Below are 20108 nucleotides of genomic sequence, written 5' to 3' on the forward strand. Positions count from 1 at the left end.
TCATTTGATGGGCATTACAAGTCTGAAATCAGATCACCCTGCGCGCCATGCCCACCGAGCGGGGGGCAGTTTCGTCGAAGCCGAACTGGGCGTAGAGGCGGTTAGCCGGCACATCCGCGATCAGGCTGACATAGGCTGATTTCGGCAGGGTGGCGATGAAATCGGAGAGCGCCGCCATGATCAGCTTGGCCAATCCCCTGCCCTGATGAGCCGGGAGTATGGCAATGTCGGTGACCTGGAAGAAGCAGCCACCATCGCCGATAATGCGGCCCATGCCGATGGTTTCGTCACCCAGCATCAGGCAAACGCCGAAGATCGAGTTCGGTAGTCCCTTTTCGGCAGCTTCTCGGGAAAAGGGCGTCAGCCCGGACTCGAGACGCAGGCGCATATAGTCGTCGATGGCGGGCACGCGAGGTTCGATGCGGTAGGCGCAGTTGTCGGTCACGTCTCTGGTCTTTCTGTCTATTGTGTTTGTCTTCGGTCAGCCGAGCCAGCCGGACTGGAGGCGGAAGGTCTCCATGCCAGCGAAGCGGGCGACACGCTGGAGTTCGGCCTCCAGTTTTTCCAGCCGACCGGCACTCGGCTTCACGCCTGGCTCCAGCCAGAGGCGGCGCACGTCGAGCACGCCCTCCTTGCGCTCTGCCTTCATGTCGATCCGGCCGATCAGCCGGTCGCCCTCCAGCAGCGGGAAGACATAGTAGCCATATTGCCGCTTGGGCTCGGGCACGAAGACCTCGATGCGGTAGAAGAAGCCGAAGAGGCGTTCGGTGCGGTTGCGGTCGCGGATCAGTGGATCGAAGGGTGAGAGCACGCGGATGCGGGCGGGCGGTTCCGGAGCGTCCAGGAGCGCCGCGACCCTGTCGGCAAAGGCGAAGGAGGCGCGTGGCTTGCCGTCCTCGGTTTCGATCAATACGTCCTGCAACTCGTCGCGATGCGCGATGACCCAGGCCTTGGCCTCGTCCGGTGTGACAATGTCGAAGAAGGCGGCAATCTCGCCCGAAGTGGCGAAGCCGAGCCGGGTGAGCGCCGAGCGGCAGGCCCAGTCGACGAAGGCGTCGTGTTCGACCTCCGGGGCATGATGCTCGGCAGGGATGACCCGCTCGGCGAGGTCATAGACCTTCTGAAAGCCCTCGCGGCGCGCAATCGCCAGCTTGCCGGTGTGCCAGAGGAATTCGAGCGCGGTCTTCGACGGATGCCAGTTCCACCAGCCGCCGGACTTGTGGTCCTCGGCCTTCACATCGCGGGCCATGACCGGGCCATGATCGCGGATGCGGGCATAGGTTTCCTCGAAGGCCTGATCGAACCCTTCCCCCTGCCATCTGGCCCAGTTTTGCCGGATCCGTTCCTCGCGGCGGACGAAGCGGTGTTTCCAATAAGGGAAGAAGGCCGACGGGATGATCGAGGCGTCATGCGTCCAGTGCTCGAAAAGCGAGCGGTCCTTCTCGGCCAGATGGGCGAGATCCCCAGGTCGATACGTCTGATTGCGGGAGAAGAGGATCTGATGGTGAGCACGCTCGACCCACTGGATGCTGTCGACCTGTACGAAACCGAGATCGTGAATCATATCGTACAGCCCCTGCCGCCCCAGCGCCTTCGACGGCGAGCGGGAAAGTCCCTGCCGTTCGAGGAAGATTTTTCGCGCCAGCGTGTTGGGAATGGGAATCGCCATGGAGGGAGGCTAGGACATGTTCGTGGTTTGTTCAATGGCCTAGGATTGGCTGTTTTGGATCGCTCGGACCGCTCCCGGTTCCTGGACCTCACCGTTCTCGTGAAATACACGGCCGTGAAGACATCTGGCACCTCCCCCCTCGTCGGTCTATAGCATCACCAACTGCCCCCCGGAGACCGCCGCCTTGCACATCCGTTTCGACCAGGCCGAATTGCGCTACGGCGACCGTATGGCGCTGCACCCGCTCTCGCTGTCGCTCGCCGAGGCGCGCATCGGCGTGATCGGGCTCAATGGTTCCGGCAAGACGAGTTTCGCGCGGCTGATCGCGGGGCTCGCGAAGCCCTCCTCCGGCACTGTCACGCTGGATGGCCTCGACACCGTGGCGGACGAGAAAGCGGCGCGGGCGAAGACGGGCTTCATCTTCCAGAATCCCGGGCATCAGATCATCCTGCCTGTCATCCGCGAGGATATCGCACTGGGACCGAAGTCTCGGGGGCTGCCCGCGGCAGATGTCGACCGGCTGGTGGAAGACGCCCTTGCCCGCTTCGGTATAAGCGACCTCGCCAGGCGGCGTCCGCATGAGCTGTCCGGCGGCGAATTGCAGCTCGCAGCACTTGCCGCAGTCTCAGTCAACCGGCCCGAGGTGGTGATCTTCGACGAGCCGACGAACCAGCTGGATCTGAAAAATCGCGCCACGGTAAAGGCGGCGATCGGGGGACTAGTCGAACAGGCCATCGTCATCAGCCATGACCTGGAGCTCGTTTCCGACTTTTCCCGGGTCCTGGTCTTCCATGACGGCGCGCTCGTTTTTGATGGTATGGGAGAGCAAGCGATCGCGCGCTACCGGGAGATTGCCGGATGCTGACGAGCCTGCATGTGGAGGGCCGGAGCCTGCTGCATCGCATCCCGGTCAAGCCGAAGCTGCTGGGGCTGATGGTCTTCGGGCTCGCGCTTTATCTGATCGCCCAGCCGCTGGTGCTCACTGCCGCGCTCGTCCTGACAGGCTTCCTCTATCTCTCGACCGGCGTTGGCTTGTGGGAAGGATTGCGGCGCCTGAAGCCCGTGCTCTTCACCATTGCCTTTCTCGCCGCCGTCAACCTTATCCTTCTTTCGCCGGAAGAGACGCTCGTCACAACGCTTCGGCTCGTCGCCATCCTCTTCCTCGCCGCGGCCGTGACGGCCTCCACGACCATTGCGGATTTCATGGCCGCCGTCACCGATTTCGCCTGGCCGCTGGAGCGTCTGGGCCTCATGAAGGCGGCCGATCTCGGGCTGGCGCTCGGACTCGTGCTGCGTTTCGTGCCCGAGATCGCCCAGCGTTACGAAGCGCTGAAGGAGGCGCATGCGGCACGTGGTATTCCGGTCAAGCTTTCTCGCATGCTCGGGCCGCTGATCATTTCGACGCTGAAGGATGCGGATCGGATCGCCGAGGCGATTGACGCGCGGGGAATTCGGGATCAGTAAAAAGCCTTTCAGATTTTGGGGGACCCCTTGATGACGACCAGAGACCTCGTGCTCGCCGCCCTTTTCACCGCCATCATCATCGTGCTCGGCTTCCTGCCGCCCGTTCCGATCCCGCTTCTGCCGGTTCCGATCACCGCGCAGTCGATGGGCGTCATGCTGGCCGGTTGCATCATCGGCGCCAAGCGCGGGGCGCTCGCCTATGCATTGCTCGTCGTTCTCGTCGCCGTCGGCCTGCCGGTGCTGTCGGGTGGTCGCGGCGGCCTCAACGTGCTGATGGGTCCGACCGGCGGTTACATCTTCGGCTGGATCATTGGGACGTTCGTCACCGGCTTGCTCGCCGAGAAGCTGGTCCGCGAAGGTCAGACGGCGACCAAGCAGATGGCCGGCTTCTTCATCGCAAGCGTCGTCGGCGGCATCGGCGTGGTCTATCTCTGCGGCATGCCGTGGCTCTCGGTCGTCGCCGGCACGCCCTTCCCCGCAGTGCTCACAGGCTCGCTCGCCTTCATTCCGGGCGATCTGGTCAAGGCCGCGATCGCAACGCTTGCCGCGCGCGCTGTGCTCGTCGGTTATCCGCTGCTGCCAGCCCGGGCGTAAAGTCTCTGTACATTTTCAGAATCAAGAAAGCCCGCAGCTTGCGCTACGGGCTTTCTCTTTTGCCTGAACTCAAAAATGATCAGGCTTACCGGTCGTCCTCGACATCGTCGACGACGTCCGTCATGGGGCGGTCCGCACCGTCCGCATGTTCGTGATGCCACTCGCCTTCGGCGTCCTGCCAGCTGATTTCAGCGTCGCCATCGGCAAGCTGCTGGGCGCCTGCTGCCTTACGGGCGGCCGCCACCGCTTCGTCGTGCGTCGCATAGGGCTCCGAATATACGTTGCCCAGACGGTACGCATAACCTTCGTCATGCTCCACGACGTGATAGGTCACCTTGACCATGGCTGGCCTCAGTTCCAGCGCCAGCGGCTGTCGCGGGCCGGCGGAGTGGAATTTGCAAGCAGATAACCGACGACACCGCCGACGATGCCGAGCGTGATCAGGCCGGCGGAGGTGGCGGCAGCCGGATGACGGCGAACGACGCCAGCAACCGTGTCTGCGCCTTCGCGGGCATAGTCAGCCACGACATGGGCCGTGCGGGAGGCACCGTTGACGACGTCAGACGCGCGGTTGCGGATGTCATCGCGGTCGTAGCCGGTCACGGAAGAAGCCGCGCGGCCTGCTTCGTCCAGCGCTTCGGAGGCGCGGTTGCGCATGTTGCGGCTGCTGCGGCCTGCTTCGCGGCTGATCATGTCCTTGAGATCATTCATCTGTTCACGAAGTTCACGCAGTTCTGCCTGGAGATTCGAAGACGCCATTGGACGGTTCCTTTCATGTTGTGTCGGTCTTGCGGAACAAACGTGCCCGACCCCGGAAGGTTCCATCGCCGCTGTCGTACGAGATGTCACAGCCGAAACGAAAAACGCCCGGCACCTGAGCGGTACCGGGCGTCACGAACAGGACAGGCCGAAACGGAATTACTTCGTTGCGGCTTCGTACATTTCGAGAACGTAGTCCCAGTTGACCAGGCTGTCGACGAAGGCTTCGAGATACTTCGGACGGGCGTTGCGGTAGTCAATGTAGTAGGAGTGTTCCCAGACGTCGACGCCGAGGATCGGGGACGCACCGTGGATCAGCGGGCTTTCGCCGTTCGGGGTCTTGGAGATTTCGAGCTTGCCGTCCTTGACGGAGAGCCAGGCCCAGCCGGAGCCGAACTGGGTGGTGCCGGCTGCGACGAAATCGGCCTTGAACTTGTCATAGCCGCCAAGGTCGCTGTCGACTGCAGCCTGCAGCTTGCCAGGAAGCTTGTTGCCGCCGCCATCCTTCTTCATCCAGTTCCAGAAGTGGATGTGGTTGTAATGCTGGCCGGCATTGTTGAAGAGGCCGGCATTCTTGCCGTGGGACTGCTTGACGATCTCTTCGAGCGACAGGCCTTCCAGGCCAGAATCCTTCAGGAGATTGTTGCCGTTGGTCACATAGGCCTGGTGGTGCTTGTCGTGGTGAAACTCGAGCGTTTCAGCCGACATGAACGGTGCCAGCGAGTCGTAAGCATACGGGAGGGCGGGCAATTCGAAGGCCATGGTGAGATCTCCTTTTGGCAAATGGATTGCGTTTTGGCAGGTGACGGGAACATAGGTGCGGAACATCACTCAGGCAACCTTCGCTCTTCCAAAATCCGACCTTCAAGAGAAAGAAATGTCTTCCGTTTTTGGACTTGCGCGACTTGGCGTTCCGACCGACGCTCTGCGCCACAGTGCACCCAACCGAGGTTCCCCATGTTCCGTTCCCGACAGTTTCTTACTGCTACCGCGCTCGCCTTGCTCACAGTCTCGTCGTCGGCAATCGCCTCGTCCGGCGATGCCTGGGACGCGTTCGCCAAGGATGTCGCGGCCAAATGTACTGTCCTGGCGGAGGGGCGGATCGAACAGCCGAAGGTGGTGGTCGATCCGTTCGGGACGGAGAGCTATGGCGTCGCCATCCTCACCGGCAAGGCTGTCGGGGCCGATGCGACGGTCAGCTCGATCTGCGTCTATGACAAGAAGAGCCAGGCGGCGGAGATCGGCGGCGAGCTGCCGGCGGACCAAGTGGTCATCAGCATCCCCTAAGGGGGTCAGGCCTCATAGATATCGGGCTCCGGCAGGCCGTCGATCGGGAAACCGAACTCTGCGCGGGCGATCTTGCATTCCTCGTCGCCCGGCATGCAGGTGCGGCAAACATGCGGGCGCACGAGGTAGACGGCGCAACCGACATGTTTGCCAACCTCGCCGGTCAGGGCCGCACAGCGTCCATTCTCGAACTTCATGCCGCTCTCGTCCTTGGCGATCATCGCTTCGGGGATGGCGGCGATCTCCTCGTCGCTTTCCAGCGAAAAGCGGGGCCAGTCGGCGGAATAGGCGCAGCAGGCGCCGCAGGACTGGCAGTCGAAGATCTCGGGTGGTGAGGTTTCCAGCATGGTTTCAGCGCCTCGCGGCGCGGACGCGCATCAGGTTCATGGCGAAGAAAGCGGTGAAGACCAGCATCAAGAGGCCGACGAAGACAGGGCCGGCATCGACCGAGACGAGGTCCATGGTGAGGCCCGTGGTGCCGGAACCGGCCGCACTGCCGATCGCGTAGGCGAGCGCGAAGACCGCGCTGCCCGAGACCAGAAGGCCGCCACGGAAGCGTTCGCCGAGCAGGGTAAGCGCTGCCGTGTAGAGCGAGAAACTCGCGGCCCCGAGGATCGAAATGGTGATCAGAAGGGCCACCTGGGACGTCATGAAGGGGAGCACCAGGAAAGCGATGGCGGCGATCAGCGAACCCGAGACAGCAATGACCGGCCGCGACAATCGGTCGAGCAGCCAGCCGACGAAGGGCTGGGCGAGCGCCGTCGGCAGCGCCACCATGGTCACGACGAAGGCCGCAAAATTCTGGCTGTAGCCTCGCTCGACGAAATAGAGCGGAATCATCGAAATGGCCGCGATGTCTGAGAAGCCGAAGGCAACGACCATCAGGGTGAGAACCGGCGCGAGCTTGACGAAGGTGATGAGACCGCCGGCCTCGGAGGCCTCGGGCTTGGTCTTGGCATAACGGCCGAGCATGACCGAGGCGAAGGCGACGAGCGCGACATAGGCAGCCGTCAGGGCAAAGGCGAAGCCATCCTCGATGCCAAGAAGCGGAATGGCGAGCGGGCCGGCGGCAAAGCCTGCACACATGCCGGCGCTATAGGCCCCCGACACGCGGCCACGCAGGCGGTCCGGACATGCGGTGTTCAGCCAGGCTTCGGAGACCGTGTAGATGATGCTGGTGCAGAACCCTAGCATAAAGCGGGCGACGAACCAGACCCAGAGCTGATCGAAGGCCGAGAAGGTCGCAAGACAGACGGAGACGCCGAGCAACGAGGCGACGATCAGCCTGTCGCCGCGCATCCTTTGCGTCAACATCCCGATCATCAGCGTCGAGGAGGCAAGTCCGAGCGCGAAGACAGACGCGTTCAATCCGGCCATGCTGGAGGAAACGCCGCGGCCTTCGAGGATCAGCGCAATCAGCGGATAGGTGAGCCCCTGCCCCACCGCAAAGGCCGTGACGCCAAGGATGACGACCGCGATCGCTGCCCAATCAGGCGCGATGTCAGCTGCGATATCCGTGGTGTGTGCCATGTGCATGGAGCCTCCAGAACCCGTTTCAGGGTCTGCTGATGAGGCCCCGGTCTAGCGGGGCGTTTGGGGGAAGTCCAGAGACGGGCAGGCGAGAGTGTTCAACCTCAACCCGCCGCAATCACACCGGGCACGTCCTGACCAAGCGCTGCAAACACCGTCTTCAAGATGCCGGCGGCGTCGAGGCCGGCCTTGGCATACATGGTCTCTGGCTTGGCCTGGTCCATCCAGTAATCGGGCAGCACGAGGGAGCGGACCTTGAGGCCGTTGTCGAGCAGGCCCTCGTTGACGAGGAAATGCATGACATGGCTGCCGAAGCCGCCGACGGCGCCCTCCTCGACCGTGACGACCACCGCATGGTGGCGGGCGAGCTGGCGGATCAGGTCGTGGTCGAGCGGCTTGGCGAAACGGGCATCGGCGACGGTGGTCGAGAGGCCGGCGGCGTCAAGGTCTTCGGCGGCGAGCAGACAGTCAGCCAGGCGCGTACCGAAGGACAAGAGCGCCACCTTGGAGCCCTGCTTGACGATGCGGCCCTTGCCGATTTCTAGGATCTCGCCGCGTTCGGGCATGGGCACGCCGACGCCCTCGCCGCGCGGAAAGCGGAAGGAGATCGGACCTTCGTCGTAAGCAGCTGCCGTGCGGACCATGTGCTTCAGCTCCGCCTCGTCGGCCGCGGCCATGACCACAAAGCCAGGCAGTGCCGCGAGGAAACCGGTATCGAAGGAGCCAGCATGGGTCGGGCCGTCGGCGCCGACGAAGCCGGCGCGGTCGATGGGAAAACGGACCGGCAGACCCTGGATGCCGACATCGTGCACGACCTGGTCGTAGCCGCGCTGCAGGAAGGTGGAATAGAGCGCGCAGAAGGGCTTGAAGCCTTCGGCAGCCAAGCCGGCTGCGAAGGTCACGGCATGCTGTTCGGCGATGCCGACATCGAAGGTGCGCTCGGGGAAGAGCGACTGCAGCTTGTCGAGGCCGGTGCCGTTCGGCATGGCGGCGGTGATGCCGACGATCTTCTCGTCGTGGCGGGCTTCCTCCACCAGCGCATCGGCGAAGACGGCGGTATAGGCCGGCGCATTCGGCTTTGCCTTGGCCTGGGTGCCGGTGATGACGTCGAACTTGTTGACGCCGTGATACTTGTCGGCGGCGGCTTCGGCGGGTGCGTAGCCCTTGCCCTTCTGGGTGACGACATGGATCAGCACCGGGCCCTTGGCATTGTCGCGGACATTACGCAGGACGGGCAGCAGGTGATCGAAGGAATGACCGTCGATCGGGCCGATGTGGTAAAAGCCCAGTTCCTCGAACATGGTCCCGCCGGTGACGTAACCACGGGCATGTTCGACGGCGCGGGTGATCGCGCGGTCGACGGTCTTGCCGAGATAGGCGGTCAGTTTCTTGCCGAACTCGCGGAAGCCCATGTAGCTGCGGCCGGAGGCGAGACGCGCGAGATAGGCGCTCATCGCGCCCGTCGGCGGGGCAATCGACATGTCGTTGTCGTTGAGGATCACGATCAGTCGGGCGTCGAGGGCGCCTGCATTGTTCAGCGCCTCATAGGCCATGCCGGCCGACATCGCGCCGTCACCGATCACGGCGATCACCTTGCGGTCGGTCTTCGACAGCTCGGCAGCGACTGCCATGCCGAGGCCAGCGGATATCGAGGTCGAGGAATGGGCAGCACCGAAGGGATCGTATTCGCTCTCGGCACGCTTGGTGAAGCCGGAGAGGCCATCTTCCTGGCGCAGTGTGCGGATCCGCTCGCGGCGGCCGGTGAGGATCTTGTGCGGATAGCACTGGTGGCCGACGTCGAAAATCAACCGATCGCTGGGCGTCTCGAAGACCTTGTGGATCGCGATCGTCAACTCGACGACGCCGAGGCCGGCCCCCAGATGACCACCCGTCTTCGACACGGCATCGATCATCTCGTCTCGCACTTCACGCGCCAGCTGCGGCAGATCGCGGTCCTCAATGGCCTTCAGGTCCTTCGGGAACTCGACCTTGTCCAGCAGCGGCGTATCGGGCATGGATGTCACGGGGCTCTTGCCTCTTCAACTCGTTTGGGTGCGCGATAGCATCCCAAGACGAACTGGGCAAATATCCGACACCACGCGCTTATATAGACGTCAACGGCCCTCCGGCAAAGGCACGAACTCCTCTTCGTCGCCGGGAACGATGTCGAATCGGCCAGTTCTCCACTCCTCCTTGGCCTGTTCGATGCGCTCCTTGGACGACGAAGCAAAGTTCCACCAGATATGTTTCTTGGTTTCCATGGCCGCGCCGCCGAAGAGCATGACGTGGCAGCCGGTCGCGCCGCCGATCAGAGTGATCTCGTCGCCGGGGCGGAAGACCAGCAACTGATCCTGCGCAAAGCGGTCGCCGGCGATCTCGATTTCGCCGGAGAGGACATAGAGCGCGCGCTCCTCCTGGCTGGCATCGAAGGGGAAGCGAACACCCCGTTCCAAGGTGAGATCGACATAAAGCGTTTCGGAAAAGGTCTTCACCGGCGAGTGCAGGCCGCCCATCGCGCCGATCACCACGCGTCCGGAGGCACCACGGTCGTTGAAGGTCGGCAATTCGGTCTTTGCAGTATGGGCGAAGGCCGGATCGATCTCTTCCATCTGATCCGGCAGGGCAATCCAGGTCTGGAGCCCCGACATGGAGAGCGGATGACCGCGCAGGTTTTCCGGTGTGCGCTCGGAATGCACGATGCCGCGCCCCGCCGTCATCAGGTTGATGTCGCCGGGAGCGATGACCAGTTCGGTGCCGAGGCTGTCGCGATGCTTGATCTCGCCGTCGAAGAGATAGGTAACGGTGGAGAGGCCGATATGCGGATGCGGGCGGACATCCATTGCCTCATCCGCCTTCAGGATGGCCGGACCCATGCGGTCGAAGAAGATGAAGGGACCGACAAGGCGGCGCTTCACAGAGGGCAGCGCGCGGCGAACAGAAAAACCGCCGATGTCGCTGGAGCGGGGGATGATGAGGTGTTCGATGGCGTCGCAGGCAAACGCGTCACCGGGGACTGGGTCATTGCCGGGAAAGAAGGACATGGGAAACCTCTTCGTTCGAATGTCCAAAGACTAGCAGGTCTCCACGCCGAGACTAGGACGGATCAACAGGGCTGCCGGTGACGCAGTGTCTTCACCGGGATGGCTCGACGGCACCGCCATCCTGCCGGCATGCGAAGAGAACAGCCTCCCTGCCCGGCGCATCGCCAAGTGTCTGGCAGCCGCCGGCGTGACACAATGTCCAGCCGCTGGGTGTCGCGCCGGATGAAGCGAGCCGCAATTCGGAAACGGGCGCGAGCGCTGGTTTCCAACGCCACCAGCCATCGTCGAGCACCGCCCCCTCGCCCGGCTCCATGCCGGCACCGGATCCCTTGACGCTCGCTTGACGCAGTTCCAGCCCCTCTGACGTCACCGCCCATTCCTCGCGCCACTCGACCTTCTCGACCGAATGAACCCATGACAGGGAGAATGTTGTCGCCGGAATCGTCAGCACCGTCGCGGCGATGGCGATGCAGAGGCTCATGGCGTCTCTGTCTTGGGTGGTGTCGTCGCGATCGGCTCGGTAGCCTTACCGGGAAATTTCCAGACCAGCAGGGCAAAGAGCAGCACGAGTGCTCCGCCGATCTCGTCGGTGATCGGCAATGCGGCCACCAGGAAGAAGGCGGCAGCGGCGGCCACCAGGCGATGCAGCAGCGGCAGCGGTCGGTTGAGGTAACCGATCACGGCGACACCCCAGAGACCGATCGAAAGGCTGGCCTTGATCACGATATAGACGACAGCCAGCGGATAGCCGATCGCTGCCGCAAGGGGCCCTCCGTCCTGCAGCATCAGGGCCGGCGCATAGACGGCCATGAAGGGAATGACGAAGCCAGCGGCCGCCACCTTCACCGCCTCGAATGAGATGCGCAGTCCGGATTCCTTCGCGATCGGGGCGGCCGCGAAGCAGGCGAGCGCCACCGGCGGCGTCAGGTCGGCCAGAATGCCGAAATAGAAGACGAACATGTGGCTGACGATCAGGGGCACGCCGAGTTCGAGCAGTGCGGGGCCGGCGATCGAGGAGGTGATGATGTAATTCGGGATGGTCGGAATGCCCATGCCGAGCAGGATGCAGGTGAGCATGGTCAGGATCAGCGACAGGAAGAGACTGTGCTGGCCAACGGCGACGACGAACTGGCCGAAGGTGTTGGCGGCACCCGTCAGTGTCATGGTGCCGACGATGATGCCGACCACGGCACAGGCGATGCCCACCGGCAGTGCCGTCTTTGCGCCATCCGCCAGGCTGTCGACGCTGAGTTTCAAGGCTGCGCGGCCGCCCTTGACCATGAAATTCCAAGCGATCAGCACGAGGATCGCGATCAGCACGGCGCGGAAGCCATATTGGAAGAAGGACGCACCGGCGAGGCCGATGCCGATCCAGAAGATGGTGCGCACGGCGGTGTTGGACATGCCGATGGCGATCGAACTTCCGAGAATGAGCAGCATGGTGAGGGCGAGGCCGGCGGTGCCAGCGAATAGCGGCGTGTAGCCGGAGAAAAGGAGCCAGACGAGCGCGGCAAGCGGCAGCAGCAGATACCATTGCTGGCGGATGGCGGCGAGCGGTGACGGCAAATCCTTGGGATCCAGCCCGCTCAGGCCACGCTTTCCGGCCTCCAGATGCACCATCCAGAACACGGAGGCGAAATAGAGAATGGCCGGGATCAGCGCTGCCTTGACGATCTCGGCATATTCGACACCCAGCGTCTCGGCCATGATGAAGGCAACGGCGCCCATGACGGGCGGCATGATCTGGCCGCCCATCGAGGCGGTCGCCTCGACGCCGCCGGCGAAGGCGGGGCGATAGCCGAAGCGCTTCATCAGGGGGATGGTGAACTGGCCTGTTGTCACGACATTGGCAACGCCGGATCCGGAGATCGTGCCCATCAGGCCCGACGAGATGACCGAGACCTTAGCTGGGCCGCCGCGCTTGTGGCCGACCAGGCCGAGGGAGACGTCGGTGAAGAGCTTGATCATGCCTGCCCGCTCCAGGAAGGAGCCGAACAGGATGAAGAGGAAGATGTAGGAAGACGATACATAGGTCGGGACGCCGTAGATGCCTTCCGTGCCATAGGCCATGTGGTCGATGACCTGGGAATAGTCGTAGCCGCGGTGATTGAGCGGCGACGGCAGGTATTCGCCAAAGAAACAATAGGCGAGAAACAGGCCCGAAATGATCGGGAGGGCCGGCCCCATGATGACCCAGGCGCCGATGAAGACAGTGGCGATCGCGACGACGCCGAAATAGAGGTCCAGTGGGACCAGATCGCCGGCGCGCAGGATCAGCGGTTCGTATTCAACGAATTGATAGACCGCCACCGCCACGCCAGCTGTCGCAAGTGCCCAGGCGCCGGCCGTGTAAAGGGCACCCTTGCGGAGATTGGCGGCAACCAGCGGAAAACCAAGCAACAGCAGGAAAGCGACATGGGTGGAGCGGACGAGCTGGCTCGGCAGGTCGATCAGATGCGCCGCGGTCGCGATCTGGAACAGCGAGAAAGCGACGGCGATGCCATAGAGCAGCTTTCCCTCGGCGGTTGCCGGAAAGTGCTGCTCATGGGTGTTCGGTTCATGCGACAGGGTCTGGTCCGCGGTGGTGGCGCTCATGGGTGTCCGTCCGAAGGATAAGCCTAGGGGCAAAAGACCGGGCAGCATGGCGGCCACCCGGTCCTTTCATGCAGCTTCAGAAGCTCTCAAGCCTCACAGCATGCCCTTTTCCTTGTAGTAGCGTTCTGCGCCCGGATGCAGGGGGATCGGCATGCCCTTGGTGGCATCTTCCAGCTTGATGTCCTTGGCGGCATTGTGAGCCGCCTGCATGTCGGCCAAGTTCTCGAACAGCTGCTTGGTCATCTCGTAGGCGAGATCGTCGGAGACGTCCGAATGGGTCACCAGGAAGTTGACGACGGCCACCGTCGGCACATCCTCCGTCTGGCCCTCATAGGTACCGGCTGGGATGGTCGCGGCGATGTAGGGCGCGCCGAGTGCCGTGGCGACTTCGGCCGGAACGGCGACCAGTGAGACCGGCAGCGAGGTGGACAGGTCCTTCAGCGACGCCACGCCGAGGCCGGCGGACTGGAGGGTCGCGTCGAGCTGGCGGTTCTTGATCAGTTCGACAGACTCCGCAAAGGGCAGATACTCGGTCTTGCCGAGATCTTCATAGCTCATGCTCGCGGCTTCGAGGATGGCGCGGGCATTGAGTTCCGTGCCCGACTTCGGTGCACCGACCGAAAGGCTCTTGCCCTTGAGGTCGGCAAGCGATGTCACGCCGGAATCCTTTGTGGCGACGATCTGGATGAAGTTCGGATAGATGGCGGCGATGCCGCGCAGTTTGTCGAGCGGTGCCTTGAAGCCGGCATCGGCATCACCTTCCGCCGCGAGCTTGACGCTGTCGCCGAGCGAGAAGCCGATTTCGCCCTTGCCCTGCTGCAACAGATTGAGGTTTTCGACCGAGGCCTTGGTCGCCTGCACCTGGGTGCGGACATCCGGGATCTTGTCGCCGTAGATCTTCGACAGGGCGACGCCCAGCGGATAGTAGACGCCGGAGGTTCCTCCGGTCAGCACGTTGACGAACTGCTCGGCTCTGACCGATGCTGCGCCAAATGCGACAGATGCAGCCACGGCGCCAGCGAGCAAGGTGCTAAGTCTCGAAAAATGCATGATTGTCCTCCCAAACAATATTCGCAATTGCGACATCATGGGGAGACGAAAGAGGGGCGTCAACCTCGTATTTGACGAAGTTCAGGGATATCCCGGCGCATCCCGAACTCTGCTGCTCATTCCCGGACCGGAATATGCAGCCCCACCTTCACGTCGCGCAGCACCACATTGGTATGCATGCGCCGAATCTGCGGGTTCTCGGCCATCAGTTGCGCAGTGATGTCGTCGTAGTGCTCGACGTCACGGGCGGTGATGATGGCGACCAGATCGACCTGGCCGGTGACGTAATAGACCTGCTGCACATGCTCCTGCCTGTCAGCCCAGGCGCGGAAACGAGCAAGTGCATCGTAATTGTCGCGCTCGATCTCCATGCCGGTGATGAAGGTCATCGGGAAGCTCGTCGCCTTGCGGTTCACCACGGCGATCTCGGCGGTAATGATGCCCTCGTCGCGCAGGCGGCGCAGCCGGCGCTGCACGGCAGAGGGCGAGAGCCCCACCTTGTCGGCGATCGCCTCGGCCTTCAGCTGGCAGTCGCGCTGCACCACTTCCAGAATGCTGCGGTCGAATTGATCGAGCTTGTCCGGCATGCGTTTTTCCTCCTCGCGCACCGCGTTTTGTCGCTGCATAGACGATCGGAAAACCGTTTGCCATCTTTCCGCAGCAATCAAGCGTTCTGCGCGGGATTTCCCCGCAAGAAACAGCAAATGCGACCAAAATCCGCAGCTTTGCGCCCATATGGTCGCGCAATTGCCAAATGACCTGGAATCAAGATGACAGGAACCGCCCCGGCCGCGCTCGACGTGCACGACATCGCCAAGAGTTTCGCCGGCGTCGAGGTTCTCAAGGGCATCTCCGCCACTGCCCGTCGTGGCGACGTGATCTCGATCATCGGCTCGTCCGGTTCCGGCAAGAGCACCTTCCTCCGCTGCATCAACCTTTTGGAAGCGCCCGATCGCGGCCGTATAATTATCGGTGGTGAAGAGCTGAAGCTGCGCGCCTCCCGCAAGGGCAGCCTTGAGGCCGCCGACCGCAAGCAACTCGAGCGGTTGCGCACCGGGCTTGGGATGGTGTTCCAGAGCTTCAATCTCTGGGCCCATCGCACTGTGCTGGAAAACGTCATCGAAGCACCGGTGCATGTTCTGAAGATGCCGCGTCGGGAGGCGATCGAGAAAGCGGAAGCGCTGCTCGCCAAGGTCGGGCTCTACGACAAGCGCGATGCCTATCCGGCCTTTCTCTCCGGCGGCCAGCAGCAACGGGCGGCGATTGCTCGCGCACTCTGTGTCGATCCGGCCGTCATGCTGTTCGACGAGCCGACGTCGGCGCTCGATCCGGAGCTTGTCGGCGAAGTGCTGAAGGTCATCCGGGATCTGGCCGATGAGGGCCGCACCATGCTTCTCGTCACGCATGAGATGAGCTTTGCCCGCGAGGTCTCCAGCCATGTGATGTTCCTAGACAAGGGGCGCGTCGAGGAAGAGGGACCGCCGGACCAGGTCTTCGGCGACCCGAAAAGCGCCCGTTGCCGTGAATTCACCCGCAGCCTCGGGGGGCGCGGGGCCACGGCCTGAACACCCATTTCAACCTTCAATCCAATTGGGGAAAACGACGATGAAACTGATCTCCCTTCTTCTCGCCGGCGCCGCCTTTGCCGCGACCGCCGTCACCGCCCAGGCCGAAGTCCGCTTCGGCATCATGAACGAGGCCTATCCGCCCTTCTTCGCCAAGGATGCGTCGGGCACCTGGAACGGTTGGGAAATCGACCTGATGAACGCCGTCTGCGCAGAGATGAAGGAGATCTGCTCGGTCGTCGACGTCTCCTGGGACGGCCTGATCCCGGCGCTGCAGACGAAGAAGTTCGACGTCATCTGGTCGTCGATGTCGATCACCGAGGAGCGGTTGAAGACCATCGATTTCACCGACAAATACTACAACACGCCGAGCAAGCTGATCGGACCGAAGGATGCGACGCCGGGTGCGACGCCTGAGGCCGTCGACGGCAAGACGATCGGCATCCAGGTCTCGACCGTGCAGTCGGCCTATTATGCGAAGCACTTCGCCGAGAAGGCCGAGGAGCAGACCTACGCCACCCTGGACGAAGCCTTCCAGGATCTTTCCGCTGGCCGCATCGACTATGTCTTCGGCGATGCCATCCCACTTGCCGATTTCCTCAAGACCGATTTCGGCAAGGATTGCTGCGCCGACATGGGCGACGTGGCGGCTGATCCGTCCGTTCTCGGCACCGGCATTGGCGGTGGCCTGCGCAAGGAAGACACCGAACTCAAGGCCAAGCTGAATGCGGCGATCGCCGCCGTCCGCGCCTCTGGCAAGTATGACGAGATCACGAAGGCTTACTTCACCTTCGACGTCTACGGCCAGTAATCGGCAGGGATTGCGGACGAGATGGCGACCGCTTCGATGACGGCATGGCAATTGCTGGCGCTTCAGCCTCCGGGCTGGGGCGGCGCGCTGTTGACCGGTGCTGCCACCACCGTCGCCATCTCGGCCTGCGCCTATTCGATCGGCCTCGTCATCGGGCTGTTCGGGGCGCTCGGCAAGCTTTCCAACAACCGGACCGTCGGACTGATCCTCAAGGGCTATACCTCTGTCATCCGGGCGGTGCCGGAACTCATCCTGATCGTCGGGCTCTATTATGCCGGGACCGATGGCCTCAACCGGCTGCTGATGGCCTTCGGTCTCCCGCCGGTCGAGGTCAATGGTTTCGTTGCTGCCGTCGCCGTGCTCGGCTTCGTGCAGGGCGCCTACATGACCGAGGTGCTGCGCGGCGCGATCCTGGCGATCCCGGCGGGGCAGATCGAGGCGGCGCGGGCCTTCGGCATGTCGCCGCTGCTGCGGTTTCGTCGAGTTACGCTGCCGGCATTTCTGCCGAACGCCCTTCCCGGCATGGCCAATCTCTGGATGTCGGTCACCAAGGACAGCGCGCTGGTCGCTGTCGTCGGCTATCAGGAACTGGCGCTGACGACGCGTCTCGCGGGTGCCAATACCAAGGAATATTTCCTCTTCTTCCTGGCGGCAGCTGTCCTCTATCTCGTCATCACGCTTCTCTCCAACCTCGTCTTCCATGGCATCGAGCGCCGCGTGCGCCGGGGCCAGAAGCCGGCGCATTGAGGGGGACGTGAGATGAATTTCGAATGGATCGCGAAATACTGGCCACTTCTGATCGAAGGCGCCTTCCAGACCGTTTCGCTGCTGGTGATCTCGGTCGGCTTCGGCTTCGTGCTGGCGGTGGGGCTCGCCTTTGCACGGGTGAGCGGCGGGCCTGTCATCCGCAATCTCGCGCTTGGCTATTCTACCGTGTTTCGCGGCACGCCGCTGCTGATCCAGCTCTGGCTCCTCTACTATGGCGTGGGCTCGCTGCTACCGATGGTACCAGGACTCCGCCAGAGCTTCCTATGGCCGATCCTGCGCGAAGGCTTCTTCTTTGCCGCCCTCTCCTTCACGCTCAACTTCGCCGCCTATCAGTCGGAAGTGCTTCGGGGGGCGCTGCTCTCCGTGCCGAAAGGTGAGCTGGAAGCGGGGCGCTCGCTCGGCATGAGCCCGTTGATGCTGATCAGACGCATCTGGCTGCCAAGGGCGATCCGCACGGCGCTGCCGACGATTGCCGGCGAGATCGTGCTGCAGCTGAAAGCCACGCCGCTCGCCTTCACCGTCACCGTGATGGATCTCTATGCCGTCGCCTTCAAGGTCCGCCAGGACACGCTTCTCGTCTACGAGCCACTGCTCGTCGTCACCCTCTTTTATGTCGCGCTCACGGCCCTCATCACCCGCGCCTTCGGGGTAGTCGAGGCGCAAGTGCCGATCCGCCGCTGAGGCGGCTTGAAAGTGAAATGCCATGACGAAAGCCTTCGTGACCCATCCCCTGCCCGCATCTTCCGGTCCTGAAACCCGGGCGCTCGATGCCGGCCTGGTGATCGATCCGGCGACCGGGGCGATTGCGCCCAATGTCTCGATGTCGGTCAACAATGTGCTGATGCCGGGCGATGGTGCCTTCTCCGCCGATGGCGTCGCTGATCTCGCCGATCTTCCCTATCTCTATGCGCGGTGGACGAACCCCACCGTGCGGCAGCTGGAACAGCGGCTGGCGGGCCTCGAAGGCGCCGAGGACGCGCTGGCGACGGCCACCGGCATGGCGGCGATTGCCGGTACGCTGTTCACCTTTCTCAAGGCCGGCGACCATCTCGTCGTCTCGGATGTCTGTTATGCGGGCGCCGTCGAACTCACCCAGCGGGTGCTGCCCGATTTCGGCATCGAGGTGACACCGGTCAACATGGCGCGTCTCGATCTGGTTGAAGCCGCCATGCGGCAGAATACCCGGCTCGTGCATTGCGAGAGCCCGGTCAATCCGATCCTGCGCATGGTTGATCTCGAAGCGCTTGCGAGGATCGCCCATAGGCATGGGGCGCTGATCTCGGTCGATTCCACCTTTGCCACCCCGGTTGCTACGCGCCCGCTGTCGCTCGGCGTCGATCTCGTCATCCATTCGCTGACCAAATTCATCAATGGTCATGGCGACGTGCTGGGCGGGGCCGTGATCGGGCGAAAGGAGCTGATCGCCCGTATCAGGGGTCGCGCCGGCGTCTATCTCGGGGCGTCGCTTTCGGCCCAGTCGGCCTGGCTGATCATGCGCGGCATCGACACGCTTTATCCGCGCCTGCGCATGGCTTCAGACAGCGCCCTTGCCGTCGCGACCTTCCTGGAAGGTCATCCGGAGGTGGAGCGTGTGATCTATCCGGGTCTCGCCTCCCACCCGCAGCATGATCTCGCGAAACGCCAGATGGATGTCTTCGGGGGCATGATCGCGTTTCGCACGCGCAACCCGAAAGCCGCCGCAGAGCGGCTAGCGACAAGGCTGCGCGTTGCCCACTATGCCTTTTCGCTCGGTCACCAGCGCAGCCTCGTGGTGCTGCTCGATACCGAGGAGATGATGACCTCGACCTTCCGCCTCACGGGCGAGGCCCTCACCGATTACCGCGCCTATGCCAGCGACGGGCTCTTCCGCCTGTCGATCGGCCTCGAGACCACAGGCGACATCATCGCCGATCTCGACCAGGCGCTTACCCCATGACCACATCCGACGGAGACATATCCATGGCAGACACAATGATCCTCGACGGCGGCATGAGCCGCGAACTCTTGCGGCTCGGTGCAGAGCTGAAGCAGCCGCAATGGTCGGCGCTGGCGCTGATGAACAGCCCCGAGATCGTGCGCCAGGTGCATGCCGAGTTCATCGCGGCCGGTGCCGATGTCGTCACCACCAACTCCTATGCGCTGGTGCCCTTCCATATCGGCGAGGAGCGGTTCCAAACGGACGGTCCTGATCTCATTGAGCTCTCCGGCAAGCTGGCGCGGGAAGCTGCGGATGCGGCCGGCCGCAAGGTGGTGGTCGCGGGATCGTTGCCGCCAATCTTCGGCTCCTATGAGCCCCAGAATTTCGATCCGTCGACCGTACAGGACTATCTCAAGGTTCTGGTCGAGAACCTCGCGCCCCATGTGGACGTCTGGCTCGGCGAAACGCTCAGCCTGATTGCCGAAGGCGAAGCCGTGCGCAAGGCGATCCAGGCGCAGCCGAAGCCTTTCTGGATCTCGTTCACGTTGGCCGACGACGCAGGCCAGCTGGCCGGCGGCGAACCGAAGCTGCGCTCCGGTGAGACGGTCAAAGCCGCCGCCGAATGGGCCGCGGGCTCGGGTGCTTCTGCGCTGCTGTTCAATTGCGCCAAGCCGGAGGTGATGAAAAAGGCGGTGGAGACGGCAGCATCCGTGTTCGCGGAAAAAGGCTCATCGCTCAAGATTGGCGTCTACGCCAATGCCTTCGAGACCGACACCGAAGACAAGGCGGCCAACGAGGGCCTGCACGATACCCGCGAGGACCTGACGGGCGACGTCTATTCCCGCTTCGCCTGCCAATGGGCCGAGGCCGGTGCCACGATGATCGGCGGCTGTTGCGGCATCGGGGCGGAACATATCCACCGAGTGGCTGGCGCGCTGAGAGCGCGGGGCTGACCCTGTTCAGCGGCGCCCAGGCCCACCTGGCGCCGCTGCGATTGTGTCATTCCTGTGATTTTTTCTTGCCGCCTGCCTTGAACTCCGGATGACAGGCCCCATCT

The 20108-nt window shown here is 63.1% G+C and carries 23 protein-coding genes; 10 read left to right on the forward strand and 13 right to left on the reverse strand.

From position 1 onward, the window contains the following. Positions 1–28: 28 nt before the first annotated feature. Together E9677_RS00535 and E9677_RS00540 are read right to left on the reverse strand one after the other, a co-directional pair. Positions 29–388, reverse strand: a complete 360-nt coding sequence (locus tag E9677_RS00535) for a GNAT family N-acetyltransferase (RefSeq protein WP_408014682.1) — start codon at positions 386–388, stop codon at positions 29–31. Between the two features lie 93 nt (positions 389–481). Beyond that, positions 482–1669, reverse strand: a complete 1188-nt coding sequence (locus E9677_RS00540) for a winged helix-turn-helix domain-containing protein (RefSeq protein ID WP_136556155.1) — start codon at positions 1667–1669, stop codon at positions 482–484. A gap of 184 nt (positions 1670–1853) precedes the next feature. Between E9677_RS00540 and E9677_RS00545 the strand changes: the two genes are divergently transcribed. Genes E9677_RS00545 through E9677_RS00555 form a run of 3 tightly spaced genes read left to right on the forward strand, consistent with a single transcriptional unit; the run spans position 1854 to position 3727 of the window. Continuing rightward, positions 1854–2534, forward strand: a complete 681-nt coding sequence (locus E9677_RS00545; protein WP_136556156.1) for an energy-coupling factor ABC transporter ATP-binding protein — start codon at positions 1854–1856, stop codon at positions 2532–2534. Next, positions 2528–3133, forward strand: a complete 606-nt coding sequence (locus E9677_RS00550) for an energy-coupling factor transporter transmembrane component T family protein (protein ID WP_136556157.1) — start codon at positions 2528–2530, stop codon at positions 3131–3133. The genes E9677_RS00545 and E9677_RS00550 overlap by 7 nt, the downstream gene beginning before the upstream one ends. 30 nt (positions 3134–3163) lie before the next feature. After that, positions 3164–3727 (forward strand): biotin transporter BioY, encoded by a 564-nt coding sequence (locus E9677_RS00555; RefSeq protein WP_136556158.1) that lies wholly within the window; start codon positions 3164–3166, stop codon positions 3725–3727. Positions 3728–3812: 85 nt separating this feature from the next. Here E9677_RS00555 and E9677_RS00560 read toward each other — a convergent pair whose 3' ends face one another. The 3 genes from E9677_RS00560 to E9677_RS00570 form a co-directional block, all read right to left on the reverse strand. Then, positions 3813–4070 (reverse strand): DUF2188 domain-containing protein, encoded by a 258-nt coding sequence (locus E9677_RS00560; RefSeq protein WP_136556159.1) that lies wholly within the window; start codon positions 4068–4070, stop codon positions 3813–3815. Between the two features lie 8 nt (positions 4071–4078). Continuing rightward, positions 4079–4486 carry a hypothetical protein gene (locus tag E9677_RS00565; RefSeq protein ID WP_136556160.1) on the reverse strand — a complete coding sequence of 136 codons (408 nt, stop codon included), beginning with the start codon at positions 4484–4486 and terminating at the stop codon, positions 4079–4081. A 159-nt stretch (positions 4487–4645) separates the two neighbouring features. After that, a complete protein-coding gene (locus E9677_RS00570) occupies positions 4646–5248 on the reverse strand; it encodes a superoxide dismutase (protein ID WP_136556161.1) in 603 nt (200 codons plus the stop codon). 195 nt (positions 5249–5443) lie between these two features. On the opposite strand from E9677_RS00570, the gene E9677_RS00575 reads away from it, so the two are divergent. Beyond that, positions 5444–5773, forward strand: coding sequence for a hypothetical protein (locus E9677_RS00575; RefSeq protein WP_136556162.1), 330 nt, complete (start codon positions 5444–5446; stop codon positions 5771–5773). A 5-nt stretch (positions 5774–5778) separates the two neighbouring features. On the opposite strand, the gene E9677_RS00580 is transcribed toward E9677_RS00575, so the two are convergent. The 8 genes from E9677_RS00580 to E9677_RS00615 all read right to left on the reverse strand — a co-directional run bounded on the left by E9677_RS00580 (position 5779) and on the right by E9677_RS00615 (position 14576). Then, positions 5779–6120, reverse strand: coding sequence for a YkgJ family cysteine cluster protein (locus tag E9677_RS00580; protein ID WP_136556163.1), 342 nt, complete (start codon positions 6118–6120; stop codon positions 5779–5781). A gap of 4 nt (positions 6121–6124) precedes the next feature. Beyond that, on the reverse strand, positions 6125–7303 hold the full coding sequence (locus E9677_RS00585; RefSeq protein ID WP_328591113.1) for an MFS transporter: 1179 nt from the start codon (positions 7301–7303) through the stop codon (positions 6125–6127). Between the two features lie 104 nt (positions 7304–7407). Continuing rightward, positions 7408–9327, reverse strand: a complete 1920-nt coding sequence (dxs, locus tag E9677_RS00590; RefSeq protein WP_136556165.1) for a 1-deoxy-D-xylulose-5-phosphate synthase — start codon at positions 9325–9327, stop codon at positions 7408–7410. A 90-nt stretch (positions 9328–9417) separates the two neighbouring features. Further along, positions 9418–10344 (reverse strand): pirin family protein, encoded by a 927-nt coding sequence (locus tag E9677_RS00595; protein WP_136556166.1) that lies wholly within the window; start codon positions 10342–10344, stop codon positions 9418–9420. A 91-nt stretch (positions 10345–10435) separates the two neighbouring features. After that, positions 10436–10825: a DUF1850 domain-containing protein gene (locus E9677_RS00600; RefSeq protein ID WP_136556167.1), complete on the reverse strand. Its 390-nt coding sequence runs from the start codon at positions 10823–10825 to the stop codon at positions 10436–10438. Then, entirely contained in the window at positions 10822–12939 is a 2118-nt protein-coding gene (locus E9677_RS00605; protein WP_136556168.1) for a TRAP transporter permease, read from the reverse strand. The genes E9677_RS00600 and E9677_RS00605 overlap by 4 nt, the downstream gene beginning before the upstream one ends. Positions 12940–13032: 93 nt before the next feature. Continuing rightward, positions 13033–13989 carry a TAXI family TRAP transporter solute-binding subunit gene (locus E9677_RS00610; protein ID WP_136556169.1) on the reverse strand — a complete coding sequence of 319 codons (957 nt, stop codon included), beginning with the start codon at positions 13987–13989 and terminating at the stop codon, positions 13033–13035. Positions 13990–14105: 116 nt separating this feature from the next. Then, positions 14106–14576 carry an Lrp/AsnC family transcriptional regulator gene (locus E9677_RS00615; protein ID WP_136556170.1) on the reverse strand — a complete coding sequence of 157 codons (471 nt, stop codon included), beginning with the start codon at positions 14574–14576 and terminating at the stop codon, positions 14106–14108. 183 nt (positions 14577–14759) lie between these two features. Between E9677_RS00615 and E9677_RS00620 the strand changes: the two genes are divergently transcribed. From E9677_RS00620 to E9677_RS00645, 6 genes are read left to right on the forward strand one after another with little or no spacing between them, the layout of a single operon-like run. Further along, positions 14760–15554 (forward strand): ABC transporter ATP-binding protein, encoded by a 795-nt coding sequence (locus E9677_RS00620; RefSeq protein ID WP_136556171.1) that lies wholly within the window; start codon positions 14760–14762, stop codon positions 15552–15554. Between the two features lie 40 nt (positions 15555–15594). Continuing rightward, positions 15595–16365: a transporter substrate-binding domain-containing protein gene (locus E9677_RS00625; RefSeq protein WP_136556172.1), complete on the forward strand. Its 771-nt coding sequence runs from the start codon at positions 15595–15597 to the stop codon at positions 16363–16365. Between the two features lie 21 nt (positions 16366–16386). Continuing rightward, positions 16387–17112 carry an ABC transporter permease gene (locus E9677_RS00630; protein WP_136556173.1) on the forward strand — a complete coding sequence of 242 codons (726 nt, stop codon included), beginning with the start codon at positions 16387–16389 and terminating at the stop codon, positions 17110–17112. 12 nt (positions 17113–17124) lie between these two features. After that, positions 17125–17814, forward strand: a complete 690-nt coding sequence (locus tag E9677_RS00635; RefSeq protein ID WP_136556174.1) for an ABC transporter permease — start codon at positions 17125–17127, stop codon at positions 17812–17814. Positions 17815–17836: 22 nt separating this feature from the next. Then, on the forward strand, positions 17837–19069 hold the full coding sequence (locus E9677_RS00640; RefSeq protein WP_136556175.1) for a trans-sulfuration enzyme family protein: 1233 nt from the start codon (positions 17837–17839) through the stop codon (positions 19067–19069). 23 nt (positions 19070–19092) lie between these two features. Beyond that, a complete protein-coding gene (locus E9677_RS00645; RefSeq protein WP_136556176.1) occupies positions 19093–20004 on the forward strand; it encodes a homocysteine S-methyltransferase family protein in 912 nt (303 codons plus the stop codon). Positions 20005–20108: the final 104 nt, after the last annotated feature.

The sequence above is a fragment of the Peteryoungia rhizophila genome (assembly GCF_004912145.1).
In the GTDB taxonomy this organism is placed as follows: domain Bacteria; phylum Pseudomonadota; class Alphaproteobacteria; order Rhizobiales; family Rhizobiaceae; genus Allorhizobium; species Allorhizobium rhizophilum.